Genomic DNA, 14204 nt, shown 5'->3' with positions numbered 1-14204 from the left:
CCCCGCAAATCGGCGATTCGCGGGGGTTTCGGTATTCTGGCGGAGAGAGGGTCCGTCAAAAACCCTTATTTTATAAGGCCTGCAAGGCGATAAATCAAAAAAATACCCGACAAAGTACCCGCAAACTGAAGGCATTTCGTCAAATAAGGCTTTGGAGGCAGCGAATGCGGCCGCTCCACCAAAAAGTCCGCCATATGCCCATATTTCACAACCGTTTCCAGCCAAATCACGAAAAAATGTCCGGATAAATACCCAGCGTTGTCGGCTGCCGCACAAACCGCCCTTGCCTTGGTGCCGCCCTCTCCCACTTCAAAAATTGCCGACAGTGCACTTGAGCCGGTTCCGGGATCACCTGTGCGCGTGAATAGCCCAAAGGGGTCCGTCAGGGAGCGCTCAATGTGGGCTAGTCGGCAGTATGCCCTTTGCATCGATGGAATCGGTTTGTCAATTCGTTCGCGAGGAAGGAGGAACTGTTGGAAATGAGGCGGCTAGTTTTCATTTGACACTCGTTCGCCTATGGTCGACAGTTCTGTTTGCGTCGGTCACCAAAGCAAATATATCGGGGAAAACATGGCAGCGGAAGAAAACAGATCAAAACTGGTAAGAATCAGTGTCCGCAATATCGGTTGTATCGGAAACGATCCCGTAGACATTTCCCTCGATAACGTTGTGTGTCTCGTAGGTCGAAACAACGCTGGAAAATCGACAATACTTCGTGCGTACGAGTTGGCAAAGGGCACGATTTCCTTTGAGCCCACGCGGGATAGGCATATTCAGGCGCAGCAGGATCATCCCTCCGAGGTGATTCTCGAAGTTCATATTCCCGACGGAATTGGAAACATAGCTCCTGAGTGGAAAATCGATGACGGTGGGCTGCGCATTGTCAAGAGCCGTTGGCAGTGGACGGTCCCGTCTTTTCAGAAGGTGCGTACGACTTGGAATCCGACCGGTGGCGCGGACAATGCCGGGGACTGGGATCCCGACAAAAATGCTGCGGGTCTGGATAACGTTTTCACCTCACGCTTGCCGCGCCCGCTCCGCGTCGGGTCGCTAGACGATGCCGAGAAAACTGAAGAGATGCTTCTCACGCTCGCTCTCACACCTCTGATCGCCAGCCTCGAAAAGGAGCGCCAAAACGCTGAATCGGCCTTATCAAAAGCGATTTCAAGCATCACCGCCAATATCAACGATCACAGCGCTGCGCACGAAGGCGACTTTAATAAAATTGCGGCGCAGGTCACCGAGGGTTTCAAGAGTGTATTCCCATCGCTGGGTGTGCGCCTCAATATCGCTTCCGCTCCTTTTACAGTAAAGCTTGACGATCTTGTGAAAAAGGGTTCGGGTCTCCGGATAGCTGATGGTAAGGCGGACACATCATTGGCCCAGCAAGGAACGGGCGCACGGCGCGCGCTGTTCTGGGCGATGTTGCAGGTACACAATGAGCTCACTCGTGAAAAGGAAGTTCGTGCCGAGTTTCAGAAGAACCTCGAAAGAGAGCTAGCCGATCAAGAAAAAAAGGCAGCGAAGAAGATAACGGACGAAGTTCGGGTAGAGATCAATGCTCGGATAGCCAATTTGACGGCGCAATTAGATGCTCATGCCGCTGGCGCTCCGATACCCGAAAGTCCGGACGACCCGTCGCTGCCTGGCTATCTTTTACTGATCGATGAACCGGAGAATGCTCTGCATCCAATGGCCGCCCGCGCGGCGCAAAGGCACCTCTACAGGCTGGCTGAAAGCCCCGATTGGCAAGTTTTCATGACTACGCATTCCCCGTACTTCGTGAATCCATTTGAGGACCATACAACGATCGTGCGGCTGGAGCGTCTTGGCGGGAACGATGGAGCTCCTATTGCGCCAATGACATATCGCTCCGACTCCATTGCGTTTGAAGGTGACGAGAAACAGCGACTTCAGGCTTTGCAGCACATTGATCCGAGTTTTGCCGAGGTCTTCTTCGGTTCCTATCCGGTGCTGGTCGAAGGCGACACGGAGCACGCCGCGTTTGTGGCCGCCATCGTTGAAAAGGAACAGGAGCTCATGGATCGGGCGACAGTCATCCGAGCACGTGGAAAGGCGATTCTGGTTCCGTTGATCAAGGTATTGCGGCATTTTAAGATCGGCTTCGGCATCGTTCACGACTGCGATCCGCCGTTCAAAGCCAACGGTGACAAAAACGGCATGTGGACCGAAAACACGAAGATCCGAAACGCGATACTGGATGCTCGAACCGCGGGCTTAACGGTACGGCATCGGGTCAGCATACCGGATTTCGAGCGGTTTCTTGGGGGAGACGAAGAATCCAAGGACAAGCCGTTGAACGCGTATCGAGCCATTACCGAGGACGCCAAACTGGGGGCATTGGTTCAAGCGCTGTTGAAAGACCTCGTCAGCAGCGAACAGCACGAACCCTTTCCGCAGGACGAAATGCAAGGTGAGTATATAGAAGTGTTGCGTTCGAAAGTCTTGCTCTGGGCTCGGGACCATGGCTTTGAGACTACCGTCCGTTTTGCCGGAAACCCAAAAGCCTGATAGACCCGAGTAGCGAGCAAAATTATATGAACGATCACAACCCAACCTCTCAGGCATCTAACGTTTCTCTTGCTCTGCACACGTTAGGCTGGAAAGGTTTCCAGGATCTCTGTGCCCAAGTATGCGAGGTAGCTTTTGGGCGCACTGTTTCTGTTTATCGTGAAGCGCAGGACGGCGGGCAGGACGCTGTATTCATGCTGCCCGGCCAAGAGGTCCATGAGCCGCTCACAGAGGCGACCGTTCAGTGTAAGTTCAGCAGTCGGAGTGACGTTCGGCTGCGGCCGGGTGATATCTCCAGCGAATTGGAAACGGTTGAGAAGCTAGTGTCGGAGGGTAGAGCATCGACCTACTACTTCCTTACTAGCCTTGGCGTGGATGCCCCTGTTGCAGCGAAGATTCGCGATACCCTTGTCGCAACCGGGGTAAGGGAAGCCCACGTTCTGGGACTGGAATGGCTCACGCTGCAGATCAAAAGCAGTCCACGACTTCGCGCACTAGTGCCACGCGTCTATGGCCTGGGTGATCTCTCGACTATCGTCGATGAAAGATGCGCGACACAAACGGAGGCACTTCTCGGACACCTGCTGCCGAGTCTGAAGGTATACGTACCGACTTCTGCACACAGGACCGCTGTCCGCACACTAGGCGAACACAAGCTTGTTTTGCTTCTCGGTGCCCCTGCAGCGGGTAAATCGATGCTGGCAGCGATCTTGGCAACCACGGCGATTGACAGCGAGCATCACCAGACCCTCAAATGCGAAGGTCCTCTTGAGCTACGGTCGCGCTGGAATCCTCACGAGCGAAATCGGCTGTTCTGGATAGACGATGCCTTTGGTCCGAATCAGTTGCGAGACGACTATGTGGATGCCTGGATCGAGTTTATGCCGAAGGTGAAGGCTGCTATCGAACTCGGCAATCATTTTATACTTACCTCGCGTACGCACATCTGGAATGCAGCTAAGCATAAGCTTGGCACCCGAAATCACCCGTTTTTGGCCGATAATCGCGCGATCGTAGACGTAGGCTTGCTTAGCCCAGAGGAGCGACAGCAGATCCTATATAACCATGTGAAGGCGGGGAATCAAATCCGCTCTTGGAAACAGGCGGTGAAGCCACACCTGCCGGACTTAGCTGCGCAACTTTACTTGCTCCCGGAGATTGCGCGACGATTAGGCGATTCTACCTATACGAAAGGTGTGAAGTCGCTACCCAAAGACTTGATTCGTTTTGTGAATGAACCTCAGGAGTTCTTAAAGGAGACGATTCTTGAGCTCACGTCGGCGCAGCAAGCGGCGATGACGTTGGTATTTCTCGCCCGTTCGAGGCTTGCAGTTCACTCAGCGGGGGACGCAGAATGTAAGGTCGTGGCTGATAAGTTCGGCGTAACGGTTGCGTCCGTCGTCGAAGCACTAGGGCAGCTCCTGGGAGCGTTTCTTCTGAAGCGGCTGGAAAGCGGACAGATGTGTTGGGGGTTCGTTCACCCCACCTTCGCGGATGCGATCAGCAGCATACTCAGTGGACGGTCGGACTTGGTGGGCCTTTATGTCCGAGGTACGCGCCTTGAGAACCTACTCAGCGAAGCGATATGCGAAGGCGCGCCCAGCGTACGTGACGCGGTGGTAGTGCCAGCGACGAGCTTTGACAGCGTGATCGGACGCTTGATCGATACGCCGGATGCGTCGGGTCTGAACGAGAAACTGTTCCTGTTCTTGGTTGATCGGTGTCCGGAGTCTGTTACGAAGAAGGTCCTTGAATTCGACCCATCTATTCTGACAAGGCGTGGCGAGACGCACAGTTGGCAGAGAATCCGAAGGAATAATAGCGTGCGCCTTCGTGGCTTAGCACACCGCCTCGGAATCCTCGAAAGCTCGCTGCGTTCGGCGACTAGCGACGAGCTTGAGGACGCGGCGCTTCGCAACTTCGACTTGTCTTTCCTTCGTCAGGAGAACTTACTGGAACTGTTTGAGCCATTAGATTTGATGCGTCTAACCGGCAAGCTCATCGGCTTACTGAACGATGCCGTTCGTGATCGCATATCCGAGTTGGCTGAAAGCGCGGATCCTGATAGCGATTTGGACGATCACTTCGACCCAATATCAGACTTTCTTCGCGACATAGAAGAGCTAACGATCGATAACGACGACTTGGAACCGAAAATTCGGGAGTTGGAGGATGAACTGACGGAAGCCAAGGCGTCAGTTAAGGCATCCAAATCGGACGACGACTCGGGCAGCTTCTGGAACAGGGTTTCGCCCGCCACGGTTGGAGATTCCACAACGGGGCGATCTATTTTCTCCGATGTCGACGAGTAACGCGGCGTCAGAACGGTGCTGATCGCAAGAATTCGGGTTGCCGACACACTCCGACCGTCTCTTTAAAGGTGACTGTCTGGGCTTGTCATGAGTGATGCAGAAAGTAGTCGTCGAGATTCGATCGATCGGAGAGGCGGATATAGGCGCAGACGCGGAACATATGTACGTCTCAAATAGGCCGAAATGTACGCGTGAATATTAACGCGTGTCCGAAAATACAAAGGTCTTATTTTCGGACACGCCTAAGCCGCTCTCTCCGCAATGGATCTCTTTGGGTTGTGCGCGCACTTAAGATATAGAAAGTTTTTTGTAATAATAGACTTTCCCTTTTGCTTTCGTGCCGAAGCGCACCGCTCGTTCATGCCCATCTCACCGCGCATCCGCTACCGCAACCTAGAAAATCTAAGGCGGTCTGATTTTCGTGACTGGCTAGGTGAGATGGAATGCACAAACAAACTCTTGGCAAACATACAGAGTGTAGCTAGGAAAGCTCTGGACGACGCGGTACAGGACGAGCTACTCGCCACAAACCCGTTGTACGGCTGGACATACCGGAAGAAGGAGGCACCGAAAGAGGAGGACGACGTGGACCCGTTCACGTCAGATGAACAACGAAACATCGTCGCAGCTATGCAACCCCAAGCCGCGAATATGTTTCAGTTCGCGTTCTGGACCGGCTTACGTACTTCGGAGCTAGTCGCACTGAACTGGACGGATGTAGATTGGAAACGCGGAGTAGTTGTTATCAAGCGCGCGTTGACCCAAACAGCCAAGGAGGCAGAAGACACTAAAACCAAGTCAAGCCGTCGAGAGGTAAAGCTGTTGCCGCCTGCCCTCGCCGCGCTAGTTGCCCAAAAAGCTCACACGTACCTACTGGGCCGGGAAGTATTTCAAGACCCGCGCAACGGGGAAAGGTGGGGAGGGGATTCCCCCATTCGGATAGTGTGGACCCGAGGACTACGGCACGCACAAATCCGCTATAGAAAGCCCTACCAGACGCGCCATACGTATGCGTCCATGATGCTTTCAGCGGGGGAACATCCGATGTGGGTAGCTCGGCAGATGGGCCATTCGAACCAGAACACGACGGTTCGAATTTACGCTAGGTGGATGCCCAGCGCTGACCCAGATGCAGGCGGCAAAGCTGTAGCGAAGTTTGCAGAATCGACGTTGCGATTAAGCTGCGATTCCGCACAGAAAACAGCGGTAAACCATAGCAATTAATCGAAACCCACTTCGCCAAGTCGTTGAAAAATAAAGAAATTCTGGCGGAGAGAGGGGGATTCGAACCCCCGATAGGCGATTAACCTATACACGCTTTCCAGGCGTGCGACTTAAACCACTCATCCATCTCTCCAGCAAGAGCGAGAGTATAGCAAACTCCCGGCCCCTTTCACCAGCCCCCGTCAAGGATGCCGGATGTAGTCCACGAGCGCGTTCGTATACGCATCCGGCGGCCGGTCGCACAGACTCACGACGATCGCGACCGCGAACCCCGCCGGCACGCCGAACACGCCCGAGCTGATCGGCTCGATCCCGAACCAGCTGGGCCCGGCGAACCCGGTGATCTGGGTAAAGAACGGATAGGTCGACACGATGTAATACACGCACACCGCGAGCCCCGTCACCATGCCGGCGATCGCCCCGCGCGTGGTCGTGCGCTTCCAGAACACCCCGAGCACCAGCACCGGGAAGAAACTCGACGCCGCCAGCGAGAACGCCGCGCCCACCAGGAACAGGATCTTCCCCGTGTTGAGCGACGCGACATACGACGCGAACAGCGCCACCCCGAGCAGCAACACCTTGGAGATGGTCACGCGCCGCTGGCTCGACGCATCCGGCGCGACCATGTGGTAATAGACGTCGTGCGACAACGCATTGGCGATCGTGAGCAACAGCCCGTCCGCGGTCGACAGCGCCGCCGCGAGCGCCCCCGCCGCGATCAACCCGGACACGACATACGGCAGCCCCGCGATCTCGGGCGCCGCGAGCACGACGATGTCGGGCTGCATCTGGATGCCCGCCCAGTGCACGACGCCGTCGTGGAGCAGATCGAACACGCCGACCAGGTCGGGTTCGAGGTGATGCCACTGCGTCACCCAGGCCGGCAGTTCCGCGAACGGCCGCCCGACCAGGTTCGCGAGGATCTCGTACTTGATGAGCACCGCGAGCACCGGCACCGTCAGATAGAACAGCGCGATGAAGAACAGCGTCCAGCCCACCGAGCGCCGCGCCGAGGCCACCGAGGTCGTCGTGTTGTAGCGCGTGAGGATATGCGGCAGGCTCGCCGTGCCGAGCGACAGGCACAGCAGCAGCGCGAGGAAATTGCGCTCGCGCGGACGGCGCTCGCCGTCGTTCGCGGCGGGGAACGGCTCGGCCATCGGCTCCGGGTCGGCCGCGCGCACGAGCAGGTCGTCGCGCGCCTGCTCCCACACCACCCGCGCCGCGTCGGGATCGCGCGGGAATTCCGCGAGCCGGCGCTCCTGCTGGCTGATCTCGCGCAGCGGCCCGTTACGGCGGCGCAGCGCCGCCAGCTCGTCGGCCAGCCGCGCCTTTTCCTCGCCGTACGACGCCGGCAGGCGATCGAGCATGCCCTGGATCTGCACGGCCCGGGCGCGATAGGTCTCGCGCGCGCGACGTTCGTCGGGCGAAGTGCGCACGCGCGCCTCGAGTTGTTCGACGCGTGTCATGAGCCGGCCGTAATCGAACTGCGGCGCCGGTCCGAGCCCCTGCTTCATCGCGATCAGCGACACCGGGATCAGGATCGCGCTGATCAGGATGATGTATTGCGCGACCTGGGTCCAGGTCACCGCGCGCATGCCACCGAGAAACGAGCAGACCAGGATCCCGGCCAGCCCGCAAAAGATCCCGATCGAGAAATCGACGCCGATGAAGCGCGTCGCGATCAGGCCGATGCCCTGGATCTGCGCGACCAGATACACGAACGAGCACAGGATCGCCGCCCCCGCCGCCAGCCCGCGCATCGCCGTGCTCGAGAACCGCGTGCCGAGGAAATCGGGAATCGTGTAGCGCGCGAGCTTGCGCACGTACGGCGCGAGCAGGAACGCGACGAGGCAGAAGCCGCCCGTCCAGCCCATCAGATAGGCGAGCGCGTCATAGCCGGTTGCGTACAGCGAGCCCGCGAGGCCGATGAACGACGCGGCCGACAGCCAGTCCGCCGCGGTGGCCATGCCGTTGAACGCGGACGGCACGCGCCGCCCCGCCACGTAGTACTCGACCAGATCCGAGGTGCGCGACAACAGCCCGATCACCGCGTACACCGCGATCGGCACGAACAGGAACACATAGCCGATCCATACGCCGGGCCCGGTCACGTGCTCGATGCGCGCGAGCAGCAGCACGAATGCGAGAAAACCGACCGTATAAAGCGCGTACGCGTGGATCAGGCGGTTCGTCAGCATCGCTCAGCGGCCGCCGCCAGGATGCGCGGCAGGGTCTGCCTGCTGGTCGTAAGCGCGGCGCAGCACGCGGTCGGCGCGCTGCATCAGCACGATGTACACGAGGATCAGCGCCAGGTAGATCAGGATCGCGCCTTGCGCCCCGAGGTAGAACGGCAGGCTGAAACCGGCGAAGCGCAGCGGCGCGAGCGCGTGCGCGAAGCTCGGAACCACGAACGACACCGCGAAGCCGATCGCCATCAGGATCGCGATCAAACCGACGTTGAAGCGCCAGTAGCGCGCATGCGCGCGCGCGAGCGCGGCGGGCACGTCGGGCGGCTCAGCGGGATGCGCGGGGGAGGAGGACGAGGCGGCCATGCGCTTGTGTAACAAAAAGCCCCCGCGCGGGCAATCGGGATTGCCGCGCAGGGGCCGGTCGCACGAAGCCGCGCGAACGCTCAGCGCACTTCGGCGAGCTGTTCCAGGATGGCCGGATTCTCGAGCGTCGAGGTGTCCTGCGTGATCGCCTCGCCCTTCGCGAGCGAGCGCAGCAGCCGGCGCATGATCTTGCCCGAGCGGGTCTTGGGCAGGTTGTCGCCGAACCGGATGTCCTTCGGCTTCGCGATCGGCCCAATTTCCTTGCCGACCCAGTCGCGCAGCTCCTTCGCGAGCGCGACGCCTTCCTCGCCCTCGGGGCGCGAGCGCTTGAGCACCACGAACGCGACCACCGCCTCGCCCGTCGTATCGTCCGGGCGGCCGACCACGGCCGCTTCCGCGACGAGCGGATGCGACACCAGCGCCGATTCGATCTCCATCGTGCCGAGCCGGTGCCCCGAGACGTTCAGCACGTCGTCGATGCGGCCCATGATCGTGAAGTAGCCGCTGTCCTTGTCGCGCACCGTGCCGTCGCCGGCGAGGTACAGCCGCCCACCAAGCTCCTCGGGGAAATAGCTCTTCTTGAAGCGCTCCGGATCGCCCCAGATGGTGCGCGCCATCGACGGCCACGGCCGCTTGACGACGAGGATCCCGCCCTGCCCGTTCGGCACGTCCTGGCCAGTCTCGTCGACCACGGCGGCCATGATGCCCGGCAGCGGCAGCGTGCACGAGCCCGGCACCGTCGGCGTCGCGCCCGGCAGCGGCGTGATCATGTGGCCGCCCGTCTCGGTCTGCCACCAGGTGTCGACGATCGGGCAGCGCTCGCCGCCCACGTGCTTGTGATACCACATCCACGCTTCCGGATTGATCGGCTCGCCCACCGTGCCAATGATGCGCAGGCTCGACAGGTCATAGCTCTTCGGATGCACGACCGGGTCGGCCTCGGCCGCCTTGATCAGCGAGCGGATCGCGGTCGGCGCGGTATAGAACACCGTCACCTTGTGGTCGGCGATCATCTTCCAGAAACGCCCAGCGTTCGGATAGGTCGGCACGCCCTCGAACACGACCTGGGTCGCGCCGGTGGCGAGCGGCCCGTAGGTGATGTAGGTGTGGCCCGTGATCCAGCCGATGTCGGCCGTGCACCAGAAGACGTCGTCGGGCTTCCAGTCGAAGGTCCACTTCATCGTCTGGGCCGCCCACAGCAGGTAGCCGCCCGTGCTGTGCTGCACGCCCTTCGGCTTGCCGGTCGAGCCCGACGTATACAGGATGAAGAGCGGATGCTCGGCGCCGACCCATTCCGGCTCGCACACCTCGGCCTCGGCCGCCGCCAGCTCGTGCATCCACAGGTCGCGCCCGGCGTGCCAGTCGACCTTGCCGCCCGTGCGGCGGTACACGATCACGCTCTTGACCTTCTCGCAGCCGCCCATCGCGATCGCCTCGTCGGCGATGCTCTTGAGCGGCAGCGTCTTGCCGCCGCGCATCTGCTCGTCGGCGGTGATGAGCGCGCTCGCGCCCACGTCGACGAGCCGCTCGTTGAGCGACTTCGACGAGAAGCCGCCGAACACGACCGAGTGCGTCGCGCCGATGCGCGCGCAGGCCTGCATCGCGACGATCCCCTCGATCGACATCGGCATGTAGATCACGACCCGGTCGCCCTTGCCGATCCCACGCTTCTTCAGCGCGTTCGCGAAGCGGCTCACGCGCGCGAGCAGGTCGGCGTACGTGACACGTGTCACGGCGCCGTCATCGGCCTCGAAGATCACCGCGACCCGCTCGCCGTTGCCGGCCGCGACATGGCGGTCGAGGCAGTTGTACGACGCGTTCAGCTCGCCGTCCTCGAACCAGCTGTAGAACGGCGCGCGCGTCTCGTCGAGCACCTTGCTGAACGGCTTGCGCCATTCGAGCGTCTCGCGCGCGAGGCGCGCCCAGAATCCTTCGTAGTCACGCGCCGCCTCATCGACGAGCGCCTGGTAGGCCGCCATCCCGGCAATGGTCGCCGCCTGCCCGACGGCGGCGGGCGGTGCAAACTGGCGGCGTTCGTGCAGAACCGATTCAATCGCAGACATCGACAACCCCTTGGTGAACGTGAAACCGACTGCATGGCGGCGCGATCGTGCGCGCCGCATCTCGTTGGCGCGTGACGCGCCTGTCTCCACCCTCGCGCGACGGCCGGACCCGCATGGCTCGCGATGCTGCAGCGCAGCACGCCACGCGGCCGCGCAGCGCGACACGGCGATTGCCACGATAAGCGCCGCAACTTACCCGTCACTTACGCGGGCGGCGCCCGGCCCAAGCTTTACGCCGGCTTTCGGGCGACTCTACAATGCTAACTGAACTCGTCGTCCGGATTCCAGCTTGAATCGCTACGCTCTCTTCCTCATCCTGTCGATGCTGCTGGTCGGCAGCAACGTCGGCATCGGCAAGTCCATCGTCGTCTTCGTTCCCGTCGCCCTGCTCGCCACGCTGCGCTTCGTGGTCGCGATCGCCGTGCTGTGGCCGCTGTTCAGCCCGGTCAAGATGCGCACGGTCAAGCGCGGCGAATGGCTGAACCTGTTCCTGCAGGCGTTCTTCGGCACCTTCATGTTCACGCTGCTGATGCTGAACGGCGTGCAGCGCACGAGCGCGGTCGCGGCGGGCGTGATCACGAGCACGATCCCCGCCGTGGTCGCGCTGTTCGCGTGGCTGTTCCTGCGCGAGAAGCCGAGCGGCCGCGCGCTGGTGTCGATCGCGCTCGCGATCGTCGGCGTCGTGACCATCAATCTCGCCGGCGGGCAGGCCGACGACGGCGCGCAGGCGGGCTCGCTCACCGGCAACCTGCTGATGCTGGGCGCGGTGTGCTGCGAATCGCTGTACGTGATCCTGTCGCGCCGCCTCACGCAGACGCTCGCGCCGATCGACATCTGCGCGTACACCCACCTGTTCGGCCTGCTGCTGATGCTGCCGCTCGGCGCGGGCGCGCTCTGGCGCTTCGACTACGCGAGCGTGCCGGCGGGCATCTGGGCGCTGGTCGTCTGGTACGGGCTGTCCGCGAGCATCTTCTCGTTCTGGCTGTGGATGAAGGGCATCCGCCACGTGCCGGGCAGCCTCGCCGGCGTGTTCAGCGCGGTGCTGCCGATCGCCGCGGCGCTCTACGGCATCCTGGTGCTCGGCGAGCGCCCGACGCTCGCGCACGGCTTCGCGCTCGCCTGCGTGGTCACGGGCATCGCGCTCGCGAGCGTGCGGGCGCGGCGCGCGCCGCCCGTGTCCTCGTAGCCGCTTCGCGTCGCCCGCCGTCGCGAACGGGCGCCGCTGCAGCCCGGCCGGGCGACGCGTTACAATGACGCGCTTTCAAAAATACCCCCGATACCCGCGCCATGTCTGCCCCGTCGCCCACGCCGCACGCCCGTTCCTCCCGTCACCGGATGCGCCCGCTGCCCGCGCTCATCTTCATGAGCCGCTGGCTGCAAGTACCGCTCTACCTGGGCCTGATCCTCGGGCAGGCGGTCTATGTCTTCCTGTTCCTCACGGAAGTCTGGCACCTAGTCTCGCACGCGACCTCGCTCGACGAAACGAGCGTGATGCTCGTGGTGCTGAGCCTGATCGACGTGGTGATGATCTCGAACCTGCTGATCATGGTGATCGTCGGCGGCTACGAAACCTTCGTGTCGCGCCTCGGCATCGAGGGGCATCCCGACGAGCCCGAATGGCTCGATCACGTGAACGCGGGCCTGCTGAAGGTGAAGCTGTCGATGGCGCTGATCAGCATCTCGTCGATCCATCTGCTCAAGATCTTCATCAGCCCGGACCAGCACACGAACCACGCGATCATGTGGCAGGTGCTGATCCATGTGTCGTTCCTGCTGTCGGCGCTCGTGATGGCGTGGGTCGACCGCCTGACGACGCGCACCCATACCGAGCATTTCCATACCGATGCGCCCGCGCAGCCCGCCGCGCATCGCGAGCCGGCGTAACGACCGGCGCTGCCCAACCGATTCCCACTGTCCCCACAGAGTCTCAGCCATGACCGTCATCAAACAGGAAGACCTGATCCAGAGCATCGCGGATTCGCTGCAGTACATCAGCTACTACCATCCGCTCGACTACATCCAGGCGCTCGGCCGCGCGTACGAGCGCGAGGAAAGCCCGGCCGCGAAGGACGCGATCGCGCAGATCCTCACCAACAGCCGCATGTGCGCCGAAGGCCGTCGCCCGATCTGCCAGGACACCGGCATCGTGACGATCTTCGTGAAGGTCGGCATGGACGTGCGCTGGGACGGCGCGACGATGGGCGTCACCGACATGATCAACGAGGGCGTGCGCCGCGGTTACCTGAACCCGGACAACGTGCTGCGCGCGTCGATCGTGAACCCGCCCGAAGGCGGCCGCAAGAACACGAAGGACAACACGCCGGCCGTGATCCACTACGAGATCGTGCCGGGCGACAAGGTCGACGTGCAGGTCGCGGCGAAGGGCGGCGGCTCGGAGAACAAGTCGAAGTTCGTGATGCTGAATCCGTCCGACTCGATCGTCGACTGGGTGCTGAAGACCGTGCCGACGATGGGCGCGGGCTGGTGCCCGCCGGGGATGCTCGGGATCGGCATCGGCGGCACCGCCGAGAAGGCGATGGTGATGGCGAAGGAATCGCTGATGGATCCGATCGACATCCAGGATGTGATCGCGCGCGGTCCGAAGGACTGGGCCGAGGAACTGCGCATCGAGCTGTACGAGAAGGTCAACGCGCTCGGCATCGGCGCGCAGGGGCTCGGCGGTCTCGCGACCGTGCTCGACGTGAAGATCATGGCGGCGCCGACGCATGCGGCGTCGAAGCCCGTCGCGCTGATCCCGAACTGCGCGGCGACCCGTCACGCGCATTTCACGCTCGACGGCTCGGGCGTCGCGCGCCTCGACCCGCCGCCGCTCGACGCATGGCCGAAGGTCCAGTGGGAGCCGAACACCGAAACCAGCCAGCGCGTGAACCTCGACACGCTGACGCCCGCCGAGGTCGCAAGCTGGACGCCGGGCCAGACGCTGCTGCTGTCGGGCAAGATGCTCACGGGCCGCGACGCCGCGCACAAGCGCATCGCCGACATGCTCGCGAAGGGCGAGACGCTGCCCGTCGACTTCACGAACCGCGTGATCTACTACGTCGGCCCGGTCGATCCCGTGCGTGACGAAGCCGTGGGCCCGGCAGGCCCGACCACCGCGACGCGGATGGACAAGTTCACCGAGATGATGCTCGCGCAGACCGGGCTGATCTCGATGATCGGCAAGGCCGAGCGCGGCCCGGTCGCGATCGAGGCGATCAAGAAGCATCAGGCCGCCTACCTGATGGCCGTGGGCGGCGCCGCCTATCTCGTGTCGAAGGCGATCCGCCACGCGAAGGTGCTCGCGTTCGAAGACCTCGGCATGGAAGCGATCTACGAGTTCGACGTGCAGGACATGCCGGTGACGGTCGCGGTCGATTCGTCGGGCACATCGGTGCATCAGACGGGGCCGAAGGAATGGCAAGCGAAGATCGGCAAAATCCCGGTCGCAAGCGTGTAAACAAGAATGATTTTCAGGCCGGATTTCAATCCGGCCTTTTTGATTCTCATTACGTGCGGCCTTT

10 protein-coding genes and 1 tRNA gene are annotated in these 14204 nt (G+C 61.6%); 6 read left to right on the top strand and 5 right to left on the bottom strand.

What is annotated here, in order from left to right; genetic code table 11:
• Positions 1-65 precede the first annotated feature (65 nt).
• Entirely contained in the window at positions 66-428 is a 363-nt protein-coding gene (locus AC1RQF_RS20685) for a hypothetical protein (RefSeq protein ID WP_492872851.1), read from the bottom strand.
• 142 nt (positions 429-570) lie between these two features.
• Between AC1RQF_RS20685 and AC1RQF_RS20680 the strand changes: the two genes are divergently transcribed.
• The 3 genes from AC1RQF_RS20680 to AC1RQF_RS20670 all read left to right on the top strand — a co-directional run bounded on the left by AC1RQF_RS20680 (position 571) and on the right by AC1RQF_RS20670 (position 6068).
• Positions 571-2532 (top strand): ATP-dependent nuclease, encoded by a 1962-nt coding sequence (locus tag AC1RQF_RS20680; protein ID WP_492872850.1) that lies wholly within the window; start codon positions 571-573, stop codon positions 2530-2532.
• A gap of 26 nt (positions 2533-2558) precedes the next feature.
• Positions 2559-4844, top strand: a complete 2286-nt coding sequence (locus AC1RQF_RS20675) for an nSTAND3 domain-containing NTPase (protein WP_492872849.1) — start codon at positions 2559-2561, stop codon at positions 4842-4844.
• A 261-nt stretch (positions 4845-5105) separates the two neighbouring features.
• Entirely contained in the window at positions 5106-6068 is a 963-nt protein-coding gene (locus AC1RQF_RS20670) for a site-specific integrase (protein WP_492872848.1), read from the top strand.
• A 42-nt stretch (positions 6069-6110) separates the two neighbouring features.
• Here the strand turns inward: AC1RQF_RS20670 and AC1RQF_RS20665 are convergent.
• The 4 genes from AC1RQF_RS20665 to acs all read right to left on the bottom strand — a co-directional run bounded on the left by AC1RQF_RS20665 (position 6111) and on the right by acs (position 10683).
• A tRNA-Ser gene (locus AC1RQF_RS20665) sits at positions 6111-6201 on the bottom strand.
• A 49-nt stretch (positions 6202-6250) separates the two neighbouring features.
• Positions 6251-8266 carry a sodium:solute symporter family protein gene (locus AC1RQF_RS20660; RefSeq protein WP_274004046.1) on the bottom strand — a complete coding sequence of 672 codons (2016 nt, stop codon included), beginning with the start codon at positions 8264-8266 and terminating at the stop codon, positions 6251-6253.
• Between the two features lie 3 nt (positions 8267-8269).
• Positions 8270-8620 carry a DUF4212 domain-containing protein gene (locus AC1RQF_RS20655; RefSeq protein ID WP_274004048.1) on the bottom strand — a complete coding sequence of 117 codons (351 nt, stop codon included), beginning with the start codon at positions 8618-8620 and terminating at the stop codon, positions 8270-8272.
• 80 nt (positions 8621-8700) lie between these two features.
• Positions 8701-10683, bottom strand: coding sequence for an acetate--CoA ligase (gene acs, locus AC1RQF_RS20650; RefSeq protein ID WP_492872847.1), 1983 nt, complete (start codon positions 10681-10683; stop codon positions 8701-8703).
• A 289-nt stretch (positions 10684-10972) separates the two neighbouring features.
• Here acs and AC1RQF_RS20645 point away from each other — a divergent pair, with 289 nt between their 5' ends.
• From AC1RQF_RS20645 to AC1RQF_RS20635, 3 genes are all read left to right on the top strand, one after another.
• Positions 10973-11869, top strand: coding sequence for a DMT family transporter (locus AC1RQF_RS20645; RefSeq protein ID WP_492872846.1), 897 nt, complete (start codon positions 10973-10975; stop codon positions 11867-11869).
• Between the two features lie 101 nt (positions 11870-11970).
• Positions 11971-12567, top strand: coding sequence for a TIGR00645 family protein (locus AC1RQF_RS20640; protein ID WP_274004055.1), 597 nt, complete (start codon positions 11971-11973; stop codon positions 12565-12567).
• A gap of 49 nt (positions 12568-12616) precedes the next feature.
• Complete coding sequence (locus AC1RQF_RS20635) at positions 12617-14140, top strand: fumarate hydratase (protein WP_274004056.1); 1524 nt, start codon at positions 12617-12619, stop codon at positions 14138-14140.
• Positions 14141-14204: the final 64 nt, after the last annotated feature.

This window comes from Burkholderia sp. GW821-FHT14F03, from assembly GCF_058803765.1.
This window is presented reverse-complemented; position numbering and strand designations above follow the sequence as displayed.

What these genes read in the sequence shown, in the direction of transcription:
- AC1RQF_RS20670 (WP_492872848.1), top strand. Translation starts at nt 5,106, where the DNA reads ATGGATCTCTTTGGGTTGTGCGCGCACTTAAGATATAGAAAGTTTTTT.
- AC1RQF_RS20680 (WP_492872850.1), top strand. Translation starts at nt 571, where the DNA reads ATGGCAGCGGAAGAAAACAGATCAAAACTGGTAAGAATCAGTGTCCGC.
- acs (WP_492872847.1), bottom strand. Translation starts at nt 10,683, where the DNA reads ATGTCTGCGATTGAATCGGTTCTGCACGAACGCCGCCAGTTTGCACCG.
- AC1RQF_RS20675 (WP_492872849.1), top strand. Translation starts at nt 2,559, where the DNA reads ATGAACGATCACAACCCAACCTCTCAGGCATCTAACGTTTCTCTTGCT.
- AC1RQF_RS20660 (WP_274004046.1), bottom strand. Translation starts at nt 8,266, where the DNA reads ATGCTGACGAACCGCCTGATCCACGCGTACGCGCTTTATACGGTCGGT.
- AC1RQF_RS20635 (WP_274004056.1), top strand. Translation starts at nt 12,617, where the DNA reads ATGACCGTCATCAAACAGGAAGACCTGATCCAGAGCATCGCGGATTCG.
- AC1RQF_RS20655 (WP_274004048.1), bottom strand. Translation starts at nt 8,620, where the DNA reads ATGGCCGCCTCGTCCTCCTCCCCCGCGCATCCCGCTGAGCCGCCCGAC.
- AC1RQF_RS20640 (WP_274004055.1), top strand. Translation starts at nt 11,971, where the DNA reads ATGTCTGCCCCGTCGCCCACGCCGCACGCCCGTTCCTCCCGTCACCGG.
- AC1RQF_RS20685 (WP_492872851.1), bottom strand. Translation starts at nt 428, where the DNA reads ATGCAAAGGGCATACTGCCGACTAGCCCACATTGAGCGCTCCCTGACG.